Origin of the sequence: Lactobacillus sp. HMSC08B12, from assembly GCF_001808415.1 — a bacterium.
GTDB classification, from domain to species: domain Bacteria; phylum Bacillota; class Bacilli; order Lactobacillales; family Lactobacillaceae; genus Lactobacillus; species Lactobacillus delbrueckii.
This window is the reverse complement of record NZ_KV793161.1, coordinates 13,176-37,188: the sequence shown is the minus strand read 5'-3', so window position 1 is coordinate 37,188 and position 24,013 is coordinate 13,176. Positions and strand designations below refer to the sequence as shown.

Annotated in this window: 22 protein-coding genes, 1 tRNA gene and 1 pseudogene; 16 read left to right on the top strand and 8 right to left on the bottom strand. The window is 51.6% G+C overall.

Annotation, left to right across the window (positions count from 1 at the left end; translation table 11 throughout):
* The 3 genes from HMPREF3168_RS05385 to hpt all read left to right on the top strand — a co-directional run.
* Positions 1–454: sortase (locus tag HMPREF3168_RS05385; protein ID WP_246825685.1), on the top strand; the 454-nt coding region annotated here is incomplete at its 5' end.
* Positions 455–593: 139 nt separating this feature from the next.
* The gene (locus HMPREF3168_RS05380) at positions 594–1,940 is read left to right on the top strand and encodes a hemolysin family protein (protein WP_070488888.1); all 1,347 of its coding nucleotides are present in this window, start codon (positions 594–596) and stop codon (positions 1,938–1,940) included.
* Between the two features lie 108 nt (positions 1,941–2,048).
* Positions 2,049–2,621 carry a hypoxanthine phosphoribosyltransferase gene (gene hpt / locus HMPREF3168_RS05375; RefSeq protein ID WP_070488885.1) on the top strand — a complete coding sequence of 191 codons (573 nt, stop codon included), beginning with the start codon at positions 2,049–2,051 and terminating at the stop codon, positions 2,619–2,621.
* Positions 2,622–2,700: 79 nt separating this feature from the next.
* On the opposite strand, the gene HMPREF3168_RS05370 is transcribed toward hpt, so the two are convergent.
* Positions 2,701–3,993 carry an APC family permease gene (locus HMPREF3168_RS05370; RefSeq protein ID WP_070488881.1) on the bottom strand — a complete coding sequence of 431 codons (1,293 nt, stop codon included), beginning with the start codon at positions 3,991–3,993 and terminating at the stop codon, positions 2,701–2,703.
* A gap of 106 nt (positions 3,994–4,099) precedes the next feature.
* Between HMPREF3168_RS05370 and HMPREF3168_RS05365 the strand changes: the two genes are divergently transcribed.
* The 7 genes and pseudogenes from HMPREF3168_RS05365 to HMPREF3168_RS05330 all read left to right on the top strand — a co-directional run bounded on the left by HMPREF3168_RS05365 (position 4,100) and on the right by HMPREF3168_RS05330 (position 10,951).
* Complete coding sequence (locus HMPREF3168_RS05365; RefSeq protein WP_070488877.1) at positions 4,100–4,786, top strand: glycoside hydrolase family 25 domain-containing protein; 687 nt, start codon at positions 4,100–4,102, stop codon at positions 4,784–4,786.
* The gene (locus tag HMPREF3168_RS05360) at positions 4,783–6,027 is read left to right on the top strand and encodes a DEAD/DEAH box helicase (protein WP_003611517.1); all 1,245 of its coding nucleotides are present in this window, start codon (positions 4,783–4,785) and stop codon (positions 6,025–6,027) included. Before HMPREF3168_RS05365 ends, HMPREF3168_RS05360 begins: the two co-directional genes overlap by 4 nt.
* Positions 6,020–7,339, top strand: a complete 1,320-nt coding sequence (locus tag HMPREF3168_RS05355; RefSeq protein ID WP_003611501.1) for a PTS sugar transporter subunit IIC — start codon at positions 6,020–6,022, stop codon at positions 7,337–7,339. Before HMPREF3168_RS05360 ends, HMPREF3168_RS05355 begins: the two co-directional genes overlap by 8 nt.
* A gap of 61 nt (positions 7,340–7,400) precedes the next feature.
* Positions 7,401–7,475 (top strand) — tRNA-Arg (locus tag HMPREF3168_RS05350).
* 107 nt (positions 7,476–7,582) lie between these two features.
* Positions 7,583–8,073: pseudogene (locus HMPREF3168_RS10990) on the top strand (PTS sugar transporter subunit IIC).
* Positions 8,074–8,304: 231 nt separating this feature from the next.
* Positions 8,305–9,588, top strand: coding sequence for a uracil-xanthine permease family protein (locus HMPREF3168_RS05335; protein ID WP_003611493.1), 1,284 nt, complete (start codon positions 8,305–8,307; stop codon positions 9,586–9,588).
* Positions 9,589–9,700: 112 nt separating this feature from the next.
* On the top strand, positions 9,701–10,951 hold the full coding sequence (locus tag HMPREF3168_RS05330) for a methionine gamma-lyase family protein (protein WP_003611533.1): 1,251 nt from the start codon (positions 9,701–9,703) through the stop codon (positions 10,949–10,951).
* Between the two features lie 80 nt (positions 10,952–11,031).
* On the opposite strand, the gene HMPREF3168_RS05325 is transcribed toward HMPREF3168_RS05330, so the two are convergent.
* Complete coding sequence (locus tag HMPREF3168_RS05325; RefSeq protein ID WP_070488873.1) at positions 11,032–13,119, bottom strand: putative ornithine decarboxylase; 2,088 nt, start codon at positions 13,117–13,119, stop codon at positions 11,032–11,034.
* Positions 13,120–13,158: 39 nt separating this feature from the next.
* The gene (locus tag HMPREF3168_RS09830; RefSeq protein WP_003611511.1) at positions 13,159–13,401 is read right to left on the bottom strand and encodes a hypothetical protein; all 243 of its coding nucleotides are present in this window, start codon (positions 13,399–13,401) and stop codon (positions 13,159–13,161) included.
* A gap of 460 nt (positions 13,402–13,861) precedes the next feature.
* Between HMPREF3168_RS09830 and HMPREF3168_RS05315 the strand changes: the two genes are divergently transcribed.
* Entirely contained in the window at positions 13,862–15,316 is a 1,455-nt protein-coding gene (locus HMPREF3168_RS05315) for an APC family permease (RefSeq protein WP_003611526.1), read from the top strand.
* A gap of 85 nt (positions 15,317–15,401) precedes the next feature.
* Here HMPREF3168_RS05315 and HMPREF3168_RS05310 read toward each other — a convergent pair whose 3' ends face one another.
* A complete protein-coding gene (locus HMPREF3168_RS05310; protein ID WP_003611447.1) occupies positions 15,402–15,596 on the bottom strand; it encodes a hypothetical protein in 195 nt (64 codons plus the stop codon).
* Positions 15,597–15,697: 101 nt separating this feature from the next.
* Between HMPREF3168_RS05310 and wecB the strand changes: the two genes are divergently transcribed.
* Positions 15,698–16,840, top strand: coding sequence for a non-hydrolyzing UDP-N-acetylglucosamine 2-epimerase (wecB, locus tag HMPREF3168_RS05305; RefSeq protein ID WP_070488870.1), 1,143 nt, complete (start codon positions 15,698–15,700; stop codon positions 16,838–16,840).
* Between the two features lie 41 nt (positions 16,841–16,881).
* Here the strand turns inward: wecB and HMPREF3168_RS05300 are convergent, their stop codons facing one another.
* Together HMPREF3168_RS05300 and HMPREF3168_RS05295 are read right to left on the bottom strand one after the other, a co-directional pair.
* Complete coding sequence (locus HMPREF3168_RS05300) at positions 16,882–17,361, bottom strand: GtrA family protein (protein WP_003612234.1); 480 nt, start codon at positions 17,359–17,361, stop codon at positions 16,882–16,884.
* Positions 17,354–17,800 carry a flavodoxin gene (locus tag HMPREF3168_RS05295; protein WP_002877968.1) on the bottom strand — a complete coding sequence of 149 codons (447 nt, stop codon included), beginning with the start codon at positions 17,798–17,800 and terminating at the stop codon, positions 17,354–17,356. Before HMPREF3168_RS05295 ends, HMPREF3168_RS05300 begins: the two co-directional genes overlap by 8 nt.
* A gap of 146 nt (positions 17,801–17,946) precedes the next feature.
* Here HMPREF3168_RS05295 and map point away from each other — a divergent pair, with 146 nt between their 5' ends.
* From map to galU, 3 genes are all read left to right on the top strand, one after another.
* Entirely contained in the window at positions 17,947–18,774 is an 828-nt protein-coding gene (gene map / locus HMPREF3168_RS05290; protein ID WP_003612256.1) for a type I methionyl aminopeptidase, read from the top strand.
* Positions 18,775–18,776: 2 nt separating this feature from the next.
* On the top strand, positions 18,777–19,691 hold the full coding sequence (locus HMPREF3168_RS05285) for a YihY/virulence factor BrkB family protein (RefSeq protein WP_070488867.1): 915 nt from the start codon (positions 18,777–18,779) through the stop codon (positions 19,689–19,691).
* A gap of 122 nt (positions 19,692–19,813) precedes the next feature.
* Positions 19,814–20,728, top strand: coding sequence for a UTP--glucose-1-phosphate uridylyltransferase GalU (gene galU / locus HMPREF3168_RS05280; protein ID WP_003612251.1), 915 nt, complete (start codon positions 19,814–19,816; stop codon positions 20,726–20,728).
* Between the two features lie 60 nt (positions 20,729–20,788).
* On the opposite strand, the gene HMPREF3168_RS05275 is transcribed toward galU, so the two are convergent.
* Entirely contained in the window at positions 20,789–21,070 is a 282-nt protein-coding gene (locus HMPREF3168_RS05275) for a hypothetical protein (protein WP_070488864.1), read from the bottom strand.
* Positions 21,071–21,185: 115 nt separating this feature from the next.
* On the opposite strand from HMPREF3168_RS05275, the gene HMPREF3168_RS05270 reads away from it, so the two are divergent.
* Positions 21,186–22,154, top strand: coding sequence for an alpha/beta hydrolase (locus tag HMPREF3168_RS05270; RefSeq protein ID WP_035171345.1), 969 nt, complete (start codon positions 21,186–21,188; stop codon positions 22,152–22,154).
* 379 nt (positions 22,155–22,533) lie between these two features.
* Here HMPREF3168_RS05270 and rlmD read toward each other — a convergent pair whose 3' ends face one another.
* On the bottom strand, positions 22,534–23,916 hold the full coding sequence (gene rlmD / locus HMPREF3168_RS05265) for a 23S rRNA (uracil(1939)-C(5))-methyltransferase RlmD (protein ID WP_070488860.1): 1,383 nt from the start codon (positions 23,914–23,916) through the stop codon (positions 22,534–22,536).
* Between the last annotated feature and the right edge of the window lie 97 nt (positions 23,917–24,013).

Genomic DNA, 24,013 nt, shown 5'->3' with positions numbered 1-24,013 from the left:
TACACAAGAATTTATACTGAACCTAAAAAAGCGAAAACATGGTAAAACAGGTCGGGATTCCCGCCTCCTTTTCACTGACCTGCCCCGGATGAAAAAGGGGGACGTCTTCTACGTCCACAATCTGGGTCAGACCCTGGCCTACAAGGTGGACCAGATTAAGGTCATCAAGCCGACCCAGGTCGACCAGCTCAAGATTGTCAAGGGCAAGGACCTCTGCACCTTGATGACCTGCACTCCTTACATGATCAACACTCACCGTTTGCTGGTTACCGGTCACCGGATTCCTTACAATCAAAAGGCCGAAGCCAAGGCTAAGGAGAGAATCCGGAACCGCCTCTTCTGGAACATCATCGCCATCCTTTTACCGGTCTTGGCGATCATCATCTTCATCTGGCACAAGAAGCGGAAGAAGAAGAAGCAGGCTAAGGCAGACAAGGAAAAAGAACAAGAATAAGCAGGTAAAACGGGCCGTCCGGATTTTCCCGGACAGCCCGTTTAATATTTTCCGGGATTAATGTAGTTCGTGAAAAAAACTCTGCAAATGATGATAGAATAAAGGTAAATAGTTCAATTGGAGTAATAGGTGAATTACAGTGACGACAACACAAATCTGTATTAATTTACTAGCAATCGGTGTGATCTTTGTTTTTGCCTCCTTCTTTGTCGCGGCGGAGTTTGCCTTGGTGCAAGTCCGGCCCAGCCAGCTGGAGGACATGATTGCCAACGGGCAGGGGAACGTGAAGAAACTTAAGCGGGCCCTGCACATGTCGCAAAATTTAAATGAGTACCTGTCAACCACCCAGGTTGGGACTACCTTGGTCGGGGTTATCCTGGGCTGGTTCGGGGCGGACACCATCGCCAGCATTTTTGAAAGGCTGCTGGCCCTGACCCCCATATCCAAAAATCTGGTCAACTCAGTCGGAGCCTTGATCGGGGTCATTGCCTTGACCTACTTGGAAGTGGTTTTGACGGAAGTCGTGCCGAAAAATATCGCCATCGATGCTCCGGTTAAGATGCTGATGTGGATCGTCAATCCCCTCCAGCTCTTCCACACCTTGGTTTATCCCTTTGTCTGGCTTTTGAACGTCAGCTCCTCTGGCATCTTAAAGATGCTGGGCTTTAACCCGGTCGATGAAGAAAACCAGGTCTACTCCCAGTCAGAAATCATCCGCTTGAGCAAGAACGCGGTGCATGGCGGTGCTCTGGACAAGGAAGACTTGACCTATATGGAAAGAGCCTTCCAGCTGAACGACAAGACGGCTAAGGACATCATGACTGACCGGACCCGGCTGACAGTTTTAGATGCCAGCGAAAACATCAAGACTGCCCTAGACAAGTATCTGGAAGACGGCTACAGCCGCTTCCCGGTAGTGCGAGAAAATGACAAAGATGATGTGGTCGGCTATGTCTACGCTTATGACATTGTTCAGCAGAGCCGGATTGACGACCGGGTACCAGTAACCAGGATCAACCGGACCATCATTACCGTGCCGGAATCTATGCCCATCCAGGACATCCTCCGCTTGATGATCAGCAAGCACACTCCAATCGTGCTGGTTGTCGACGAATACGGCGGCACCAGCGGGATCGTGACTGACAAGGATATTTACGAAGAGCTCTTCGGGTCAGTTAAGGATGAAATCGACGACGTTTCTGATGACTACATTATCAAGGACGCCGAAGGCAATATCCGGGTCTCCGGCAAGACCACCCTTTATGACTTTGAGCGCTACTTCCACCAGAACCTCAAGAGCTTCCAGAACAGTGACATCATCACTATCGGCGGCTATATGATGGAACGGTATCCCGACTTGAAGAAGGGAGAGTCAATAGAACTGGAAGGCTTCCGCTTCACCCTGGACGATATCCAGCAAGGTTTCATGCGCTGGTTCATCGTTGAAGGGACAAAGACAAACGATCAAGCCAAAAAAGAAGAATAAGATTCAGAAAAAAGAACGGTTTTTAGGCAAAATCCGTTCTTTTTTGTTAAAATAATGGTATAATCTTGATATATTATTTTGAAAGCAATTAGCAATCGAGGAAACCTAATGAAAAGTATTCATGACGCAGTTGATAACAAGTTGTACAGCGAAGAAGACATCGCGGAAATGACCAAGCGGCTTGGCCAGCAATTGACCAAGGACTACGCTGGCAAGCGGGTTCTGGTTGTTGGTGCCTTGAAGGGGGCTATCTTCTTTCTGACTGACCTCCTGCGGGAAATGGACCTGGCTTGCGACATTGACTTCATCGACGTTTCCAGCTACGGCAACGGGACTGAATCCAGCGGCAAGATCACGGTAACCCATGACCTGGAAGCTGACGTGACTGGCCGGGACGTTTTGATCGTCGAAGACATCGTGGACACTGGTTTGACTTTGAAGTTTATGAAGGACGAACTGCTCAGCCGCGGCGCCAACTCAGTCAAGTGCTGCGTCTTGCTGAACAAGACGGCCCGCCGGACGACTGAAGTAGATGTTGAATACTACGGCACCCACGTGGGCAACGAATTCGTCATCGGCTACGGGATGGACTTTGCGGGTCTTTACCGGAACCTGCCTTACATCGGCGTCATCAAGCCAGAAGTCGTTGAAGAATTCAGCAGCAAGCACGAACACGACTAATTTTTCCTAAAAGAAAATGGATCATCCATACGGATGGTCCATTTTTGCTTGATTTTTTTGTCTGTTATTTTCTTTTGCCCTAATGAAGCTTTTTCCAGTAGTAGACCGGCAGGCCCAGGAGGGTGATGCCCAGGCCAATCATGGAGAGGGCGAACTGGTTGATGACGGTCATCACGATGATGAAGAGACCCCCGATGATGGAAATCAAGGGAATGACCGGGTAAGCCGGCGTCATGAAAGGCCGGGCCAGGTCCGGCTCTCTTTTTCTCAGCAAAATGACGGCCACTGACAGGAGGGTGGTGAAGGTCCACATGACGAAAACCAGCATGTCGGTCAAGATTTCAAAGTTACCCAGGGAGATCATGATCAAAGCGATGGCATTGATCAAAAGGGCGGAGAAGACCGGGACTCCGCTTCTGACAGAAGTCTTGGCCAATTTCTCAGAGCCGGGCAGGCGGTTGGCCTGGGCCAGGATATATGGCGTCCGCATCCCCGTCAGCATAAAGCCGTTGCAGGCTCCGTAAACCGACAGGAGAATGCCGACCGTGACGATTTTTCCCCCGGCCTGGCCAAAGAGCTTAAGAGAAGCGTAGTAGGCGGTATTGTCGTTGCCGATGATCTTGTCAAAAGGCAAAACCGCCATAAAGGCGTAATTGACCAGGACGTAAACGACCGTGACCAAGGAGAGGCCAAGGATGATGGCCCGGGCCAGGTCCTTTTTCGGATTCTTCATTTCCTTAGCTAGGTTGGTCACCACGATCCAGCCTTCAAAGGCAAAGAGGGCAGACAAGAGCCCCTGGCTGATCCCGGCCAGCCAGCCGCCACTGCTATCCACCGTAACTGGCCAGAGACTGACGGAGACTTGCGGGCGGATGATTGCAAAGACGATGATCAAAAAGAGGGGGATGAGCTTGATGACCGTGATCACCGACTGCATCCAGGCTGAAGCCTTGGTCCCCAGCATATTGATCAAAAAGAGCAAAAGAACCACGCCGGCAGCGATCCACTTGCTGCCGGAGGCCGGCAGGCCCGCCAGGACCACGAACTGCTGGCCGAAAATTGAAGCTAAAGCCGCGATCTGGGCGGGGAAGTAGACAGTCATTTCCGCCCAGCCGAAGAGAAAGCCCCAGATATTGCCATAGCTGTAGTCCAGGTATTCAATGGCTCCGTTGACATTCAAGGCGGCCGCAATTTCTGACACGGTCAAGCCCGAGCAGATCGAGATGACTCCGGCTAAAAGCCAGACTAAGATGGTGGCTGAGGCCGACCCGGTGCTTTGGGAGATGCTGCCGATCTTAAAGAAGACCCCGGCCCCGATGACTGAGCCGATAACGGTTGACAGCGCCTGGCCAAAAGAAATCTGTTTTTTCACGAAATACCTCCAGTAAAACAAGTCTAACCCTTAAATTATACAAGAAATCTTTCTGCTTGGTCTAGGCGGATTTCTCGGCTAAAATGGTAGAAGGAGGTTTTGAGCGATGGGGCAAAAAAAGCATTTCCAGCATCCGGCGACACTGCCGGCCCTTTTGATTCTGCTGGCCGCGATTATCAGCCTTTTGGCATATGGCCTGTACAATTATGCCAGCCAGACGACCCTGCCAAAAGGAGCCAGCCAAAGCGCGGTCGGCCTGAAGGTCAGCCAGGCAGATTTTGACCTCAGCCGCCTGGAAAAGGGCGGCTTGTCTTTCGTTTATCTGCCGGTTGACCAGAATTTTGCCGCCAGGCGCGAGCAGGTGGCCAAGACCAAATTGGCCTATGGCAGCATCATTGAGGTGCAAGGGGAGAAAAATGCGGCAAAGCAATTATCCCGGGCGAAGCGCCTGGCGGCTGGGCATTGGGGGGCCTTGCCCATCCTGCTGGACAGCGGGCAAGATGACCCCAGCGCCGCCAATTTAACGGCGATGAGCAAGCTGGCCTATTCCCTGGTCAAGAGTCATGAGATTATGGTCAACGCCCCGGTCAAGTACAAGAAGCTTTTTCCGGCGGGATGCAAGTTCCTGGCTACCTCGGCGTCAGCGCCAAGTAAGCTGGACTACTGCTTCTGGCGCTATACGGAAAAGGGCCACGTGGCCGGAGTCAGCGGGATCGGCTGCAAGAATGTCATGTATGCCTATATCGGGACCAGCCAGCAATATAAAGAAAAGTATGGACAATTAGCACAATGATTTACACAGAACAAATTCAAGCAGTTTTGCAAAAGGAAGGCAAGAGCCAGCCAACCTTGATCCAGAAAGAGACTTATGAGGCCATTAAGAATGGGGCCAGCCTGGTCGCTTTGGCCAAGACAGGGACAGGCAAGACCCTGGCCTATGCCCTGCCGGCTTTAGAGCGGGTCATCCCGGGAGAGAAAAATTCCCTAGTGATTTTGGCCCCAACGACTGAACTGGCCGTCCAGATCAGAAATGCCATCCTGCCTTTTGCCAAGGCCCTGGGTCTGAAGACTTTAGCCTTGGTTGGGGCCGGCAACCGGCAAAGACAGGACGAACGGCTGAAGAAGGACAATTGTGAGGTCCTGGTCTGCACTCCGGGCCGCTTCTTTGACTTCTTCTCCTCGGGCCGGATTAAACTGGTCCAGATCAAGACCCTGGTGATCGATGAAGCTGACGACATTTTGGAATTCGCCAAGCTGGAGCTTTTGAGTTCTTTAGGGCAGAACCTGCCTTCTTCCAGCCAGATCCTCCTCTTTGGGGCCACTGAATCCCAGATTACCCAAGAGGCGGAAGAAATTTTTGCCCGCCACTTCCTTTTAGTCGACGTCCGCCCCGACCAGGGCAGCCAGACTGAACACGTCTTTTTGCAGGTGGACAATGAGCACAAGCTGGAATACCTGCAGCGTTTGTGCAAGCTGGACGGCTTCCGGGGCCTGCTCTTCTTTGACTCAAATGAGGGAATGCTGCGCTTTGCCAGAATTTTTGCCCACAGCAAGACCCGCTTTGAAGTTTTGGCCAATAATTTCTCAAAAGACAAGCGCCAGCAGGCCATCCGGGACCTGGCCAAGGGGAAGGTCAAGCTGCTCTTGGCCACTGACCTGGCGGCCCGGGGCTTGGACATTCCAAAACTAACCTATGTGGTTAACTACGAAATCCCGACTGATGCCAACACCTACATGCACCGGGCAGGCCGAACCGGCCGGATGCAGCAGGAAGGCAAGGTGGTGTCTCTGGGTAACGACCACGACCTGCGCAAGCTGAAGAAGCTTTTGGAAGGGGAAGTGACCGTCGACCGGGTCTACTTTGCCGGCTACCACTTGAGTAAAGAAAAGCCGGTCAAGAAGGAAAAGGCTGAAGACAAAGACAAGCCAGCTATAATTGAGCAGCCAGTTAAGAAGAAAAAGAAGTCCAAGAAGAAAAACAAGAACAAGGGTTATCACCCGCATTATCTGAAGGGGAAGAAGCAAAGTGAATAGCGTGATTGACTGGCTGGAGCGGCACCTGCTGCCCTTGGCCAATAATCTGGCCTCGGTCCGCTGGCTGGTGGCCCTCAGGGATGCTTTTATTTCCACCCTGCCGATCAGTTTGACCGGGTCGGTGGCGGTTTTAATCAAGAGCCTCATCATTGCCGCCAACCGCAACTGGGGCTGGCATGTTTTTTACCAGCTCATGCAGCCATCGATCTCCATCTGCAACTTCGTCTGGCGGGGGAGCGTGGCCATGTTTGCCCTCTTCTTCGTCCTCAGCTGGGGCTACCAATTGGCCAAGGCCTGTGAGGTGGACCCCTTGGCCGGGGCGATGACGGCTCTTTGTTCTTTCATGATGAGCATCGCCAACTATTCCTACCTCATGCAGGGGAATAAGCGGATTAAGCTGGACCAGGCTTTTAACATCAAGCAGCTGTCAACGACAGGGATGTTTACGGCCATTCTTTTTGGCGGCCTGGGCGTGGCCCTGTACATCCTGGGGGTCAAGGCCCGGCTGGGCCTGCATATCCATACGGCCATGCCCCCGGCCCAGATCGCGGCCTTTGAAGCAGCGATCCCGGTCATGCTGGCCCTCTTTATCGTGGGCGGTCTGAACTATCTCTTCCAGACCATTACCGGCCAGTATTTTGGCGACTGGTTCTTAGAGATCATCCAGCTGCCACTTTTGAAACTGGGCCAGGGCTTTATCATGGTGATTGCTATTACGGCTTTGACCCAGCTCTTCTGGTTCTTCGGGATCAATGGGGCCAGTGCCTTAGCTCCGGTTGTCGGGTCGATCTGGGCTACGGCCCAAAACGCCAACCTTTTGGCGGCGGCTAACGGTCACAAGATCCCGTATTTGTGGACCAATACTTCTTTTGTGGTCTTTGGCGTCAATGGGGTCTGCCTGCCTTTAGTCATCGCGATTTTGCTGACCTCCAAGCGGGGGGACCAGCGGACTTTGGCCAAGGTGGCCCTGGCTCCGGCTGTCTTCAACGTCAATGAGCCCATGCTCTACGGGCTGCCGATCATCTTGAACCCGGTCTGCTTTTTGCCTTTTACCCTGGCTCCTTTAGCCAATGTTTCCTTGGCTTATCTGGCGACCAAGCTGGGCTGGATCAACCGGGTCCAGGCTTCGGTGCCTAATATCATGCCCCCGGTCATCGGCCCTTATCTGGCCACTAACTATGACTGGCGGGCCCTGGTCTTGTCCCCGGTCAACCTGGTCATCGCGGTCTTGATTTGGTTGCCCTTTGTCAAGGCGGCTGACCAGATTGGGCAGACGGATGAACCCCGCCGCTTTTTCATGCCGCAATACTAATGACTTAAGCGAAAGCACTAGCTTTTTCAACACATTTTTTGTAGAATAAAATGTGTTGTATGGCTCGGTAGCTCAGTTGGATAGAGCACTGGTTTCCTAAACCAGGTTGTCGCGAGTTCAAATCTCGCCCGGGTCATATCTGCCCCTCACGGAAGTGAGGGGTTTTCTTTTTGCCTTTTGCTGCTTTTTTCATATTTTTTTCCGCCTTAGCTTATTGCTCTTTGCTTTTAATTTTGGTAAAAGATGCTGGTTTTTAACAAAAATTCAAAGAAAATAAAGTATCCAGAAAAAGAAAGCGGATTTTTGCTCTTCAATAAGAAAATTATGAAAGTGTTGACGAAAAGCATTGCAAAGGCCGGGAGCTTCCTCTTCTGGGCAACCATGAAGGTTGACAAGCCAGGTGTGCAAGTTGCTATCTTCTTAGGCGCTATCAAGATGATGATGCCAAACTTCCTGAGATACCCAGTGATCGGGATCCCGATCGCTTTAACAGCGGCATCTCAACTCTCTCCGTGCCAATCCTTGGCATGCAGGGGACCCCGGCTTCCGGTGGTTTCGGCTTGATCGGGGCGGTTTCTCCTTTAGCAGCCTACAATGCCGGCTTCCACAACGTGCTGGTGCTGGTCATCGTCTGGGTAGTCGTGCCATTCGCGGTTGGCTACCTGATGAAGAAGATCTTCGTTGACTGGACCAAGATCTGCAAGCCGGAATACTTCATCAGTCCGGCCCATTAATTGTCATTAAAATACTCCTTAATCTATTCCAATAAACCATATTTTTCCTCAGATAGTTCAAGTCCGCGGCTGAAGCTTTGTCAGCCGCGGCTTTTTCGTCTTCCTTGACAAAAAATAATATTATTAGTAGGCTAAAGTAGTCAATTGTTAAGGAACCTTTAAATTCAGTCCCGTGAGGCTGACAAGGACATTTCTGTTCCGGGTTCCAGTATTTGGAAAGGAAGATTTCTTTTGAAAGAAGACAAGACATTCCGGAACCCTGAAGCGGTTTTGGACGTCCAGGACAAGCCGAAGTTCGGTCCCTGGCTGCTGCTCTCAATCCAGCACCTCTTCACCATGTTCGGTTCGACCGTCCTGGTTCCGCTTTTAATCGGCTTAAACCCAAGCATCGCCCTCTTCTGTTCAGGGGTGGGGACCTTGGTCTACATCCTCTGCACCCAGGCGAAGATCCCAGCCTACCTGGGCTCATCTTTTGCCTTTATCGCTACTATGCAGGCCTTGATGAAAAATTACGGCTACCCGGCCGTAGGGCAGGGGGCCATCGCGGCTGGTCTGGTCTACGTCATCGTGGCCCTCTTGATCGCCCGCTTCGGTTCCCGCTGGCTGGACAAGATCCTGCCGCCAATCGTGGTTGGCCCGATCATCATCGTTATCGGCCTGTCACTAGCGACGACCGCGGCTAACGACGCCATGTTCAACGCCAGCGGCAAGTACAGCCTGACTTACTTCGGGGTAGCGATTTTTACCCTGGTTATTACCATTATCTTCAACATGTTTTTGAAGGGCTTCCCGAGCATGATACCGGTTTTGCTGGGGATCATCTGCGGCTACCTCATGGCCCTCTTCTGCGGGATCGTTGACCTGTCCGGCGTTGAAAGCGCCAAGTGGTTCTCTTTGCCCGCCTTTGATGTTTTAGGCGTCAGTTACAAGTTCAAGTGGTACCCGGCCGCCATCATCACTATGGCGCCAATTGCTTTTGTTACTATGACTGAGCACATGGGCCACATCATGGTCTTAAACAAATTGACCAAGCGGAACTTCTTTGAAGACCCGGGCCTGCACCGGACCCTGCTGGGCGACGGTCTTTCCAGCATCATTGCCGGCTTTTTAGGCGGCCCGCCAACCACCTCCTACGGGGAAAACATCGGCGTTTTGGCCATGACCAAGGTTCACAGCGTCTTCGTTTTGGGCGGGGCAGCCTTTTTCGCCATCGTCTTCTCCTTCGTCGGTAAGGTGTCAGCGGTGATCGAATCCATCCCAACCCCGGTTATCGGGGGGATCTCCTTCCTGCTCTTCGGGATGATCGCGGCCAACGGCCTGCGGATCCTGGTTGACAACAAGGTCGACTTTGAAAAGAAGCGAAACCTGGTCATCGCTTCCGTCATCCTTGTTATCGGGATCGGGGGCACCTACCTCAAGATCGGCTCATTCCAGCTGACCAGCATCGGTTTGGCTACGGTCTTCGGGATTCTCTTGAACCTGATCTTGCCGGAAAAGGCAGCCAGCGAACAATAGAACTTTTGCAAATAGCTTTCCATAATTGCATGGAAGGCTATTTTTTATTTAAAAAGCTGCCTTTTTGGTTTAAGATAGGTAAGTAACAAAGAACAAACAGAGGGATTTTTTGATGAACAATTTACCAGAAGAATTAGCAAAAATTGTTAAGGAAGTCGACGAGCAGATCGCCGGCCGCCTGCATGAAATCGACGAACAGGTTATTTACAACCAGGCCAAGGTCCTGGAAGCCTTCGTGGACAACGCGGTCGCTGAATCTGACTTGAAGGGGACCAACGGCTACGGGGACGACGATGAAGGCCGGGACAAGCTGGAGCGGGTCTACGCCCAGGTCTTCCACACTGAAGACGCCCTGGTGCGGCCGCAATTCGTTTCCGGGACCCACACCCTGGCAACCGCCCTTGACGGCAACCTGGTGCCAGGCGACACTTTGACTTACCTGACGGGGATGCCTTACGACACCCTGCAGCACGCTATCGGCCTTACCCCAGACAAGGCCGGCACCTTGATTGAAAAGGGGGTCAAGTTCTCCTATGTGCCGCTAAAAGAAGACGGCAGCGTCGACTTTGAAGAGGGGGAAAAGATCTTAAAGCGGGACCAGCCGAAGATCGTGGCTATTCAGCGGTCCCGGGGTTACGACACCCGGGAAAGCTTCCCGGTTGCTAAGGTCAAGGAAATGATCGACTTTATCAAGGAAGTCAGTCCCCAGTCCTTGATCTTCGTTGACAACTGCTACGGGGAGTTTTCGGAAAAGCATGAGCCGACTGAATATGGGGCCGACTTCATGGCCGGTTCTTTGATCAAGAATGCCGGGGGCGGGATTGCCCAGACTGGTGGCTACATCGTCGGCAGAAAAGACTTGATCCACCGGGCAGCCAGCCGGCTTTTTGCCCCGGGGATCAGCGACTCAGAAGGGCCAACCTTAAACAGCCTGCATGAGTTCTACGAAGGCTTCTTCCTGGCGCCAAACGTGACCGGGGAAGCCATCAAGGGGATGATCTACTCAGCCGCCTTGATGGAAAAGCTGGGCTTCGACGTGTCTCCTAAGTGGGATGCCCCGCGGACTGACCTGATCGAACTGATCACCTTCAACGACAAGGAAAAGATGATCAAGTTCTGCCAGGAAGTGCAGAAGAACTCACCGGTTGACTCCTTTGTTACCCCAATTCCAAGCCACATGCGGGGCTACGAAGATGAAGTCATTATGGCCGGGGGGACCTTTGTCTCCGGGTCAACGGTTGAATTCTCAGCTGACGGCCCGATCCGTCCGCCTTACGCTGTCTACATGCAGGGCGGTTTGACCTACGCCCATGACAAGATCGCCGTGACCAACGCGGTCAAGTCAGTTCTCTTTGGCGACTAAGGGAAAAAAGAAAAAATAAAGAAAATAGTTCAGAAGATAGAAAAAACGTTGGCACGATTGTGTCAACGTTTTTTGTCAGCTTAAGATTCTTTAAGGACTTCAGCCCAGACTTCGCCGTCCTCTTGGTAGACCCCTTGGATTTCCGGATCAAGTCCCGGGAACTTTCGGGCAGCGCCGAGCAAGACTTGGAAATAGGCAACGTCCAGGTCCTGCCAGCGTTCACCAGGTGCCACGATGAAGACACCAGGCGGGTAAGGGAGGGCGCCTTCCAAGGCCATCCGGCCCTTGGCGTCGGCCAGTTTGACCAGTTCGCTGTTGCCGTGGACGAATTCGCGGTCAGCTTCTTTTGGCGTCAGCTCGTAATTTTGGAAACTGTCCTTTAGGAAAAGAGCTTGCTGGAGCTTAAAGATCTCATGCTCTTGGTAGTAGTGGTGGAGCTCCTGGCAGAGCTGGTAGAGGGTATAACCCTCGTAGCGGTCAGGGTACTGGGCTACTAATTCCGGCATGATGGCAGACAGGGGCGCCTTAGTCAAGTAGGCTTCTTCAAAGGCCATTAAGGCCGAGAAAAGGCCGTTCATATCGACTTGCCCCTCGCCTGGCGTGAGCAGGTAGAGGGTGGAGTAGCTGTCGGACTTTTCCGGGATGATGTGCTTTTCATGCAGGTAGAGGGAAACGATGGCGCCAGGGATGCCTTCTTCGGTGAAGGCAGCTTTTGCCAGGTCAATGCCGGGCGTCATCAAGGTGACTTTTACCGGGCTTAGGGCAACTTCACCCGGAGCAAGCAATTTGAAGCCGTGCCAGTCATCATCTGGGGACAGTTTCCAGGCTTCCGGGTCCTGGGCCAAGACATCAGTTGGCAGGTTCTCCCACTTTTGCCCGTGGACAGTTGGGGGAACGAGGGGCTTAAAGAGCTTGCTTTCCTTTAAAAGGCGCTTGCGGAAGTCGATGCCTAATTTAACCGTATCGTTCCACCAGCTGTTAACGGCCGGTGAAGCAGCCATGGCGCTGTTAGCGACAAGAGAAGCGTAGACCGGGTAGGAGTAGCTGGTCGTAACGTACTTCATGTAGGCATGGTTAAAGTGCTTGTGGTCGACGTAGCGCTTTTGTCCCTTGATGTGGCTGTCTTTTTTTAAAATCTGGGAGGCCTGGCCCACGCCGGCTTGCTGCTTGTGGACGGACTGGGTGACCAGGATGCCTGGGTCATCGGGGCCGTAGGTCTGCTGGAAAGGAGAGAAGTCTCTGAGGACGTCGACAAATTGTTCATAGCCGCCCCAGGCGCAGTCAAAGAGGATGTAGTCACAGAGGCGGCCGAGCTTTTTCAAGATAAGCTTGGCGTCATAGAAGATGCCGTCGTAGGTTTCCAGCTGCAGAACCGCCAGGCGGAAAGGCCGGTCAGCCTTGGCGCGGCCAGGGGCGACCTTGGCGATTTCCCGGCGGATCAAGCCTTCATCAAGACTGGCGGCGGTCAAAGGCCCGATCAAGCCGTCAGCGTTCCGGTCAGTTGGCAGGTAGACCGGCTTGGCCCCGGTCATGACCAGGGCGCTGTTGTAGATGGACTTGTGGTTGTTGCGGTCAAAAAGGACCAGGTCGCCTTCATCTAAAAGGGCGGTGGTGCAGATAGTGTTGGCGCTGGTTGTGCCGTTGGTGCAGAAGTAGACCTTGTCGGCGTTGAAGGCTTTAGCTGCTTCTTGCTGGGCTTCTAAGGGCCCGCCAGTGTGGTTCATCATATCGCCGAGTTCTGAGACGCAGTCAGAAGTATCGGCTCTGAAGTAGTTGTCACCGAAGAAGTTGCGCAAGACTGCTCCAGCTGGGTGGCGGTCGTAGAAGCGGCCGTTGTGGTGGCCAGGAGTATCGAAGACCAGGTCGTCTTGGTCAGAAAAAGCCGTCAGCTCCCGGATGAAGCGGGGAACGTTGGCTTCTTCGTAGGTCTGGGCCAAGCGGCTGATTTCAGCTGGAGAGGTCTCAGGAGTAAATTCGATCAAGGGCAAGTCCAGACCCAGCTTTTCCTTCATGGTCTGGTAGATGCCCCGGGACCGGCTGTCTTTTTCATCGATGACTACGGCAGCCAGGCTTGCGGGGTTGACCAGCTCGGTCAGTTCAGTTCTGGGCCAGTCGATTGGCAGATAGGGTAGAAGCTCTTTTTTAGCAGCGATTGCTAGATAACGCATTGAAAAATTCCTTTCTATTTCATGGGTTGATGGAAGTTGCTACTTGTACTTGCGGTCACGTTCATCGCGGAGAAAATGATCAAAGAACCAGTCATATTGAGAGAGAAACAAGAGGATACCGGCGATGACCGCGATTTGAAGCCAGCCGGGGATGCCATTACCGCCGGTCAGCTTAAGAAAGGCAACTCTAAAGTAGGAATGGCCAACAAAGAGCCAATACAAAGAGTCGAGAATAGCTGCAGCGGACAAAAGTGTCGCGGTTATTCGCAAAAACTTTTTCATATCTGTTCCTTTCTGTTACTTGGCATTTTTCATAAAAGCGCGTACCACTCAATTCAGTATCTTTATAAAAAAATTGTAGTATGCATAGGTAGATTATACACTTTCAAGCTCTTTTTGCCAAAAAGCATTCTTAATTGACGCATTGAGTGATGTTTACTTTTTGCGCATTTACTTGCACGAAAAAGGCCTGCTTTTCTTGCCAAGAGCAAATTAACCAAATATTTTTTACTAAAAGTTGGCTAATGACCGGTATGTGGATAACTTTCACTTAACGCTTGAAAGAATTTTTATCAAATTAAAAAAGCTATAGAATTTTCAAAACAATAGGAATAAAATGAAAACGACACTTTTTTGATTGGAGACGGTGCAGTGACCAGCTTTTTAAAGCGCCAAAATAAGCCCCCGTCCAGGCAAATTGCCGCTTAAGACAATTTGACCAATAAGGAGCTTGACTTACAGAATGATTGAAGAAACCCCAAAAAAACACTACATGGCCTGGATGACCTTGGCGATGCTCGACTTCGTCACCATCATCCGCTTTGAAGATGTTTTCTACCCATACCAAAACCAAGGTCTGTCCGTAATCTTTTCATGGATTTTCCTTTTGATTTGCTACCAATTGCCATATACCTTGATCGCCACCCAATTGGGCCTGGCCTACAAGGATACTGAAGAAGGGGGCCTGGCCTCCTGGATCCGGCGGGGGACGGGCAGCGACGTATTAGGCTACGCTACCAGCTGGATGTACTGGGCCCAAACCGTGCCCTACCTGGTGGACGTGTCCAACTCCATCATCGTTTCCATTTCCTGGATGATCCTGGGCAACAACACTTTAGGCAAGCACATGTCACCTTTTATGTTCGGCCTTTTGACCTTTGTCATCATCTTGATCTTTATCTTGTGCGAAAGTGCATATAAAAACTCCCTGGACCTTCTGTCCTTGATCGGGGGGATTGCCATGTTCGCCATGTCCGTGATCTTCGTGATCCTGATCATCTGGGCTCTCATGCACGGCGGCCACATCGCCACCAAGATGGAATGGTCCAGCTTTAAGCCGAACTTCAGCGTCCACTATTTCTCCACGACTGGCCTTTTGATCTTTGCCATGTCCGGGGCGGAACTGGCCGCGCCTTACGTTACCCGGCTGAAGAACCCCCGCAAGGAATTCCCGAAGTCAATGTGGATGCTTTTTGCCATGACGGTCTTCATGACCTTGACCGAAACTCTTGGTCTGGCCGTCCTCTTTGACGCTAAACACATCCCGCACGACTTTAAGATGAACGGGGCCTTCTATGCCTTCCAGCTTCTGGGTGAAGAAGCCGGCATGGGCAAGAGCCTCATGTACATGTACGCCATCGTCTGCCTCTTGAACTTCATGGCCGACCTGGCCGCCTTGATCGACGCCGCCAGCCGGGTCTTTGCCTCTGACACTTCTGAAAAGTACATGCCAAGCTGGCTCAGAAAGAAGAACAAGGATGGGCTGCCTGTTAACAGTTACGTGCTGACTTGCAGCATCACTCTCTTCCTTTTGCTTTTGTCAGGGACTTTGCCGGAAATCAACGATATCTTTAACTGGCTCTTGAACCTGAACGGGATCGTATCCCCGTACAAGACTTCCGTAGTCTTCCTGGCCTTCTTAGCCTTCCGCTACCGGCACAAGACTTTTGCCAAGGACGACTTCGTCTTCATCAGAAACAACAAGGGGGCCCTGGCGGTCGGCTGGTGGTGCTTCATCTTCACCTTCATCTGCGCGACGATGGGCTTCCTGCCGCAAGACGTTACTTTTGAAAGTCCGCAATGGACCAAGCAGCTCTGGATGAACATCATCACCGTTATCGTCCTCTTCGGGACTGGCTCCCTCTTGCCATGGCTCAGAAAGCTGGAATTAAAGCACCAAGCCAAGGCGAACAGCTAATAATACAGTAAAAAGAGTAAAGAAATAAGGAATCAGCTGGACTGATCCCTTGTTTTTTTGTGCTATTCAGTTTTTTCCCGCCTCATCAATTGATAAGCAGGGGATGCTGCAGGATCCAAATGGTCAAGGGGATGATGGCCAGGAGCAAAAGGAGGCTGGCAATTCTTAAAATCCGCCGCGTCTTTTGCCCCAAGGACCCGTCAAAGGAGTAGACCAGGCCGAAGCCGGCCAGGACGATCAAGAGGCTGTCACCCAGGAGGGGAAAAATATTGACTGTCATAGTTCACCTCAAAAATGATTTATCGATTATTTTATGAAAAATGCGCCGCTTTCGCGCCTTTTTGCTATGATTAAGTTAGCAATTTGCTAAGGAGATTAAGTATGCAGAAAATTAAAGTAATGACCGTTTTCGGTACCAGGCCAGAAGCCATCAAGATGGCCCCCCTGGTGCTCAAGCTGATCAGTGACGACCGCTTCCAGGCAGTTACTGTGGTTACCGCCCAGCACCGGGAAATGCTGGACCAGGTCCTGGAGATTTTCAAAATCCAGCCGGACTACGACTTAAACATAATGCAGCCCCAGCAGACCCTGGCTGACATCACCACCCGGGTTTTGACTGCTTTAAGCCAGATCATCCAGGAAGAAAAGCCGGATATCGTCCTGGTCCACGGGGACACGACGACTTCCTTTGCCGCCAGCCTGGCTGCCTTTTACCAGCAGACTCCCCTGGGCCACGTTGAAGCGGGCCTCAGAACCTGGAATAAGTATTCTCCTTTCCCGGAAGAGATGAACCGGCAACTGACCGATGTCTTGTCCGACCTCTACTTTGCCCCGACCTCTGTCAGCCGGGCCAACCTTTTAAAAGAAGGGCACCCGGAAGAAAATATTTTTGTCACGGGCAACACGGCCATCGATGCCCTGGCCCAAACCGTCCAGGCCGACTACCAGCATGAAGTCTTAGACAAGATCGGCCAGGGCAAGCGGATTATCCTGGTCACCATGCACCGGCGGGAAAACCAGGGCGAGCCGATGCGGCGGGTCTTCAAGGTAATGAAGGACGTGGTCGACCAAACTGACGACGTTGAAATTGTCTACCCGGTTCACCTCTCGCCAAGAGTCCAAGAAGCAGCCAAGGAAGTTTTAGGCGGCGACCCCCGGATTCACTTGATCAAGCCTTTAGACGTGGTCGATTTCCACAACCTGGCCAAGCGCAGCTACTTTATCATGACCGACTCTGGCGGCGTCCAGGAAGAAGCCCCGTCTTTGGGCAAGCCGGTTTTGGTCTTGCGGGACACGACCGAGCGGCCGGAAGGGGTCAAGGCCGGAACCTTGAAACTGGTTGGCACTGAAGAAGACGCGGTTAAGGCAGCCATGCTGGAGCTGCTGACTGACCCAGCTGCTTACCAGCAGATGGCTGAAGCTAAGAACCCATACGGGGACGGGCAGGCCAGCGACCGGATTTTAGATGATATTGCCTGGTGTTTTGCCGGCAAAAAAGGCCTCAAGCCAGCCGACTTTTCTTGATTGGCCAACTTGCACGAATAAAAAAGCAGTGAAGCTCAGCTTCACTGCTTTTTTATTTTCTTCTCCAGCCGCTTCTTCAGGCTCTTTTCCTGCTTCTCGAAGACTGATTTGGTGGTCAGGTAGTTGAAGATGCCGACCAGGATCTGGTCGATGACCTTGACGATCAAGGCTGGCCAGCCCAGGACAGTCATCCCCAGCCACATGATCAAGGTGTCCGGCAGCAGGCTGATGATCCGGTAGGCAAAAAAGGACAGCAGCTTCTGCCACAATTTGTGTTCATGGTCCACGTTCTTGGTGAAGACCGCCTTGTGGTTGAACCAGAAGGAGACCAGGTTGGACACGATAAAGGCAATCGTGTTGTCGATGACCAAGACGGTGTGCAAAAAGTCATGCATGAACATGAAGACAACCGTGTTGATCAAGGCCGCGATAAAGCCAAAGAACATGTAGACCCATAAATTGCGGTGGCGCTTGAAGATCTGCTCGCCTAAAGCCCGCCGCCGGTTAAAATCTTTATCCATTTAATTTATCCGCCAACTCCTCAGCAGCTTGATCGATGCGCGCGATATCGTCATCGTCAGGGGCGTTTTCAACCGTGAGCGGGGGAATCAGTTCCTTGGCCCCGCAGGCCAGGAAGGCCTTCTCAAAGTCAAAAACGTTCTCGCAGTAGTGTTCCTTGTAGGTCTTGTCGCCAGAACCCATGACGGCAAAAGACTTGCCGGTCAAGTCCAGCTCCTTGAGCTGGTCGTAAAAGTCGGCAATTTCGTCAGTCATGGCGCCTTCCCCGTAAGTGTAGGTGATAAAGACGCACAGGTCGCTGTCTAAATAATCGCTGGCGTCAGTGAAGCTGACGTCAGAAGAATCTACTTCCAGGCCTTGGTCCAGCAGGCCTTCCTCCAGGATTTCGGCCATGTCCTCGTCGTTGCCGGTCATGCTGGCAAAAACAATCTTTGCTCTCATAAGTTAAGCTCCCAAAAAACAATTTCTAGAGTATTATACACGATTTGCCCCGGCTTGGCGAATCGGGCGCATTGCTACTTTAGCAAACTTTTAAAAAAGGTTATAATAGTGAAGACAAACTACTTCATTATGAAAGGAAAAACAAATTGATTACTATTAAATCTGTTCGTGAATTGAAGGGCATGCAGGCTTCCGGCCACTTGCTGGCGACCATGTTTGAGGCCCTGCGTGACGTGATCAAGCCAGGCATCTCCACCTGGGACATTGAAGAATTCTGCCAGGAATTCGTTTCCAGCCGGGGCGGCCGCTTGTCAGAACAAGGTTTTGAAGGCTATAAGTACGGCACCTGCATCTCTGTTAACGACGAAATTGCCCACAACATTCCCCGCAAAAATGTCTTTTTAAAGGAAGGCGACTTGGTCAAGGTTGACGTAACCTGCAACTTGAACGGCTATGAATCCGACTCTTGCACCACTTACGGGGTCGGCCAAATCTCAGAAGAAGACCAGCACTTGATGGACGTGACCAAGAAGGCCATGTACATGGGGATCGACCAAGCCGTAGTTGGCAACCGGATCGGGGACATCGGGGCTGTCATCCAGCACTATGTGGAGGATGAAGAAGGCTACGGCGACGTCCGGGAACTGATCGGCCACGGCATCCAGCCATCCATCCACGAAGACCCGGAAGTTCCTCACTGGGGCAAGGCCGGCCACGGCCTGCGCCTGCGGGAAGGGATGACCATCACCGTTGAACCAATGGTGGAAGCCGGCGGGGACTGGCGGATTTTGCAAAAGACGGTTGACGACCCGAATGACGACTGGGTCTTCTACGCAACCCCGGACGGGTCCAAGTCAGCCCAGTTCGAGCATACTTTTGCCATCACCAAGGACGGCCCGAAGATCTTGACTTTGCAAAAGCCATACGACGGCCTGGAAAAGTACATTCCGCACTTTGACGAAATGGAAGACTAGGCATGGCGGAAAAAGTTGAGCCAGGACAAAAGGGGGTCCGGCGCTTTCTTACAACTCTTTCCTCGGTCGTTTCCCAGGGGGAGATTTTTCAAAGTTCCATCGTGATTGCCTACTACATCCTGTTTTCAATTTTTCCCATCGTTATCATTGTCGGTAACGCCCTGCCCTGGTTTCACCTGGCCACGGGACCGATTGCTGATTATTTGGAAATGATCTTTCCAAGTGACGTGGCCCGCTATATCATCCCGATCGTCGATACCCTGCTCAAGTCGAATTCGACCAGCTACATCTCCTTCGGTGCGATCATGGCCCTGTGGTCCATGTCCTGTATGGTGAACGCGGTCAGAATCGGGATGAACCGCCTCTATGGCGTCCACAATAAGGAACTGAAGCTGGGCTTCTGGCACTTTATCTGGAACCGGACCTTGACCGTGATCTTCAGTGCATTGATGGTCACTATGTTCATTCTTTTAGCCTTGGTCGTGGTCTTTGGCCAGGAGGTCCTGCATTTCCTGGCTCCTTACTTTAACCTGCCCCTGGCCTGGATTGACAAGCTCTCCAGCTACCGCTGGCTGGTTTTGCTGGTCTTGATGTTGATCGGGGTCTACTATTTAAACGCTGTAGCGCCCAATGTTCACTTCAAGAAGGCTCTTTTGCCCGGGAGCATCGTGACGGTGGCCGGCTGGGAAGCCCTGTCTTATCTCTTTTCCTTCTACTTGAAAAATTTTCCGGTTAAGTGGGAAAATTATGGTATAGTTGGAACTTTTATCATTTTTATGCTCTGGCTCAATCTCCTGGCCATCCTGTTACTTTTTGGTACGGCGGTCAATGTCAGTTTGGACCAGCTGCGCTATGGGCCAGCGACCTATTCTAACGGACCTTTGGCCGAGTTTATCGCCAAGCGGCGGAAAAAATAATTTCCTTTTTTAGGAAGATTGGTCTAGGTTTACTAGATTCTTTTCTAGAAATATGTTATTATACGCTTGCATTTAAAATGCTTTCATTAATGTGTGAAGTTAAGAAAAGAGGATGTAAATACATGAAAGTCAGAAAAGCGATCATCCCAGCTGCCGGTTTGGGAACCAGATTTTTGCCAGCAACCAAGGCCATGCCTAAGGAAATGCTGCCAATCGTTGACAAGCCAACTATTCAATTTATCGTTGAAGAAGCCATGGATTCAGGGATTGAAGACATTCTGATCGTTACTGGCAAAAGCAAGCGGTCAATCGAAGACCACTTCGACTCAAACACGGAACTAGAAGACAACTTGACTGAAAAGCACAAGGACGGGCTTTTGAAGCTGGTCCGGGAAACCACCATGTCTAACACGAAGGTTAACCTTTACTTCACCCGGCAGCCGCATCCAAATGGCTTGGGGGATGCCGTCAACCGGGCTCGCAGCTTTATCGCCGGTGAACCTTTCGTGGTTATGCTAGGCGACGACTTGATGAGAGACAAGACGCCATTGACCAAGCAATTGATCGACTGCTACGATGAAACTCACGCTTCAACCATCGCGGTTATGAAGGTACCGCATGAAGAAGTCAACAAGTACGGTGTCATCGACCCAATCGGCGAAACTGCTCCGGACATGTACAACGTTAAGGCCTTTGTGGAAAAGCCAGACGTTGACAAGGCCCCAAGTGACCTAGCCATCATCGGCCGCTACCTGCTGACTCCGGAAATTTTTGACATGTTGGACAAGCAAAAGGCCGGTGCCGGCGGTGAAATCCAATTGACTGACGCCATCGACGCCTTGAACAAGACCCAACGGGTCTTCGCCCACGAATTCAAGGGCCAGCGTTTTGACGTTGGCAACAAGGAAGGCTACATGGAAACTTCCATCCAATACGGTCTCCGTCACCCGGAAACTAAGGATGCTTTGCGCAAGTACATCATTGACTTGGGCAAGAAGCTGGAAAGCGAAGGCAAGAAGAAGCCAGCCGGCAAGTGAAATACGCAAAGAAAGAAGCTGTCTGAAGACCAGACAACTTCTTTTTTCTACGCTTTTTTGTTACTTGCAGATGATCTTGCCCTCAGCTGGCAGGATCTGGACCCCGTAGACGGGAATTTCTTTTTCCTGCCAGCAGAAGCTGAGGGGGATGGACTTGCTCCCCTTGCCGGTCAGCTGGCGGAATTTAGCCAGGGTCATTGCCTGCCCGCCGCACAATAGCTGGCAGTCTTCCCGGGCCAAGACAAACTTACTGAGGGGGAGGGTCTGGTCTTGTACCTGCAGGTAGAGGACATTTTGCCCGCCCAGGTCAGCCAGGAGCTGTAAAAAATCTTCAAGCAGCATGGATAAACCTTTCTTTTTTTATTGTGGTATACTGTTCATATTGCTTAAAATAAAGGAGCAAAGCGATAAAAAAGACAGAAACTATAGATAAAGAGGGAAAGAGGAGAGGAAACTGGTGAAAAAGAAGAATAAAAAGAGAAGCAATTACCGCCTGGTCAAAATTTTAGGGGGCCTCTTAGCCGTCTTAGCCCTGGCCTTGGCCGGGGCCGGCTACTACTTTTTCAACATGGCCGTGGTGCCGGGCAAGAAAAGCTTCGTGACCAACGGGACGGTGCAGTTGACCAAGTCCACCCCCCAGTACAAGCAGAAGCTCTGGTACAAGCAGGTGACAAAGCAGCACTGGCAGCTGCGGTCGGCTAAGAACAATTATCTCCTGCGGGCCAATTATATTCCAGCTAAAAACTCGGCTAAAACCGTGATTATCTTGCACGGCTACATGTCCAACAAGGAAAATATGGGGGCCTATGCCCAGCTTTTCCACTCCCTGGGCTACAACACCCTTTTGCCAGACGCGGAAGCTCATGGGCAAAGCCAGGGCAAGTATGTCGGTTACGGCTGGCTGGAGAAAAATGATGTCAAGAAGTGGGCCGAGCAGGTGATCAAGAAAAATGGCCAAAAGAGCAAGATCGTGATTTTCGGGGTCTCCATGGGCGGGGCCACGACCATGATGACCTCCGGCTTAAACTTGCCTAAGCAGGTCAAATGCTTTATCGAAGACTGCGGCTACACCAGTGCTAAAAATGAAATCGAGCACGAAGCCCAAGCCCTTTACAATATGCCGGCCTTTCCCCGTTTTCCCCTGGTGGAAATCTTGAGCGGGATTACCAAGTTAAAAGCCGGCTACTTTTTGGCCCAGGCCTCAAGCCTTGCCCAGCTGAAGAAGAATACCCGGCCCATGCTCTTTATCCATGGCAGCAAGGATACCTTTGTCCCAACTAAGATGGTTTATAAAAATTACCGGGCCAGCCGGGGGCCAAAGCAGCTCTTGATCGTCAAAGGGGCCCAGCATGCCAAGTCCTATGAGCACAATCCGGCTTTATATGCACGCGCGGTCAAGCAATTTTTAGCAAAATACGCAAAATAATCCCTTGCAAACGTTTACATATCATGCTATACTGAAGGCGTGGAAGAGGTAGAAAACAACTGAACAGAAGTTTTTATCTCCAGATTGTAATTATTATTCGTTGTCTCTCTTATTGAGACCATAATAAAGGCTTGAAGCTTTTAACCAAGTGGCGATACACAATAGTCTAATTCATTTCATACGCTAGCACGTAAAACTTGAACAAGTGACTGTTTTATCTTAGCCGATATTAGCTATTGGTGAATTCTTAAAATTGAATATCGTGACTATTAATTTGATGAGCTACCTCATCCACTTGGAAAGACTGCCGAGGGCAGTTTAAAGGCGAGAAGATTTGATCTTCTCGCCTTTTCTAATGCTTATTTTCTTTTTGTGCTTCCTACTTGCGAAGGGTCAGCTTGGCGATGCACTCGCAGCGCGGGGTCTGCGGCAGCATGTCGACGTTTTCGATGACCCGGACGTCGTAAGCCTCGCCCAAAAGGACCAGGTCCTGGGCCAGGGTGGACGGGTTGCAGGAAATGTAGACGAAGCTGGCCGGCTTGACTCTGAGCAGGGTCTTGATCAAGGACTTGGCCAGGCCGGTCCGCGGCGGGTCGACGATCAAGGCATCGATTGGCAGGCCGTCTTCCTTCAAGCGGGGAAGGAGCTTTTCCACGCTACCCTGCAGGTATTCTGCGTTTCTGACATGGTTGATCTCAACATTGTGCTGGGCGTCCAAAACAGCTTCAGGGATGCTTTCGATCCCGACCACCTGCTTGACCTGGTCAGCCGCCAGGATCCCCAGGGTGCCGACCCCGGAGTAAGCATCGATCAAGGTCATGTCCGGCGTTAAGCTGAGCAGCTTCAAGGCTTCAGAATACAGGGTAGCCGTCTGGACCGGGTTCAGCTGGAAGAAGGACCGGGGACTCAAGTCAAACTTCTTGCCCATGATCTCTTCCGTGATCTGGTTCTTGCCCCGGAGCTTGCTGGTCTTGTTCCCCCAGACTTGCGGGTTCTGCCAGTCGGTTTCGTTTTGGTAGACGGAAACGACCTTTGGCAGGCGCATGATCTTGTCAGCCAGCTGCAGCAGATTGTCCAACTTGTGGCCAACAGTGATCAAGGTAACTTGCATCTCCTGGCTGGCTTCCGCCTGCCGGACCACAATAGTCTTAACGCCTGGCAAGTTCCGCCGGCGGTTGGCGATCGGGACGCGGAGCTTGATAATCAGATCCCGGATGGCCCGTTCAGTTGCCTGGGTGTCCTCGTTTTGGGTCGGCATTTCCGGCAGGTCGATCAATTGGTGGGAGTTAGGCGCGTACAGACCCAGGGAAACATGGTGGTTTTCCCGTTCGATCTGGTACTGGGCCTTGGCCCGGTAGTGCCACTGGTCTGGGGCCGGGATGGTGTTCTTGATCTTGTAGTTCTTGTAGCCGCGCGGGTGGTACTTTTCAAGGGCAGAGACCAGATTGTCCTTCTTGAACTTGAGCTGACCCGCGTAAGACAGTTGGGCCAGTTCCAGGCCCCCGATTCTCGGGTCAACGCCGGATGGGAAGGGAACCCGGTCCTGGCTGGCTTCCTTGATCCGGACTAATTCACCTTCCAGGTATTGGGGGTGGTCCTTGACGATCTTGGCCACCACGACTTCGTCTGGCAGGGCGCCGGGGATGAAGATGATCTTGCGCTTGTAGTAGCCGATCCCTTCACCGTTGATCCCCAGCCGCTTGATGGTGATGATGACGTGCCGCTCTTTAGAAGCGTTTTTTGAAAAATGTTTTTTCTGCATGTGAGCCTTCTTCTTTGTCTATTCTTTCTACAATAAAAATAACTGGAAACTTCGTAACATACTATTATACAGGGCTTTTTAAAAGGAGCGCAAGTTT

What these genes read in the sequence shown, in the direction of transcription:
- HMPREF3168_RS05325 (WP_070488873.1), bottom strand. Translation starts at nt 13,119, where the DNA reads ATGCGTTATCTAGCAATCGCTGCTAAAAAAGAGCTTCTACCCTATCTG.
- wecB (WP_070488870.1), top strand. Translation starts at nt 15,698, where the DNA reads ATGCAGAAAATTAAAGTAATGACCGTTTTCGGTACCAGGCCAGAAGCC.
- hpt (WP_070488885.1), top strand. Translation starts at nt 2,049, where the DNA reads ATGAAAAGTATTCATGACGCAGTTGATAACAAGTTGTACAGCGAAGAA.
- HMPREF3168_RS05295 (WP_002877968.1), bottom strand. Translation starts at nt 17,800, where the DNA reads ATGAGAGCAAAGATTGTTTTTGCCAGCATGACCGGCAACGACGAGGAC.
- HMPREF3168_RS05300 (WP_003612234.1), bottom strand. Translation starts at nt 17,361, where the DNA reads ATGGATAAAGATTTTAACCGGCGGCGGGCTTTAGGCGAGCAGATCTTC.
- rlmD (WP_070488860.1), bottom strand. Translation starts at nt 23,916, where the DNA reads ATGCAGAAAAAACATTTTTCAAAAAACGCTTCTAAAGAGCGGCACGTC.
- HMPREF3168_RS09830 (WP_003611511.1), bottom strand. Translation starts at nt 13,401, where the DNA reads ATGAAAAAGTTTTTGCGAATAACCGCGACACTTTTGTCCGCTGCAGCT.
- HMPREF3168_RS05310 (WP_003611447.1), bottom strand. Translation starts at nt 15,596, where the DNA reads ATGACAGTCAATATTTTTCCCCTCCTGGGTGACAGCCTCTTGATCGTC.
- HMPREF3168_RS05330 (WP_003611533.1), top strand. Translation starts at nt 9,701, where the DNA reads ATGAACAATTTACCAGAAGAATTAGCAAAAATTGTTAAGGAAGTCGAC.
- HMPREF3168_RS05275 (WP_070488864.1), bottom strand. Translation starts at nt 21,070, where the DNA reads ATGCTGCTTGAAGATTTTTTACAGCTCCTGGCTGACCTGGGCGGGCAA.
- galU (WP_003612251.1), top strand. Translation starts at nt 19,814, where the DNA reads ATGAAAGTCAGAAAAGCGATCATCCCAGCTGCCGGTTTGGGAACCAGA.
- HMPREF3168_RS05315 (WP_003611526.1), top strand. Translation starts at nt 13,862, where the DNA reads ATGATTGAAGAAACCCCAAAAAAACACTACATGGCCTGGATGACCTTG.
- HMPREF3168_RS05285 (WP_070488867.1), top strand. Translation starts at nt 18,777, where the DNA reads ATGGCGGAAAAAGTTGAGCCAGGACAAAAGGGGGTCCGGCGCTTTCTT.
- HMPREF3168_RS05365 (WP_070488877.1), top strand. Translation starts at nt 4,100, where the DNA reads ATGGGGCAAAAAAAGCATTTCCAGCATCCGGCGACACTGCCGGCCCTT.
- HMPREF3168_RS05360 (WP_003611517.1), top strand. Translation starts at nt 4,783, where the DNA reads ATGATTTACACAGAACAAATTCAAGCAGTTTTGCAAAAGGAAGGCAAG.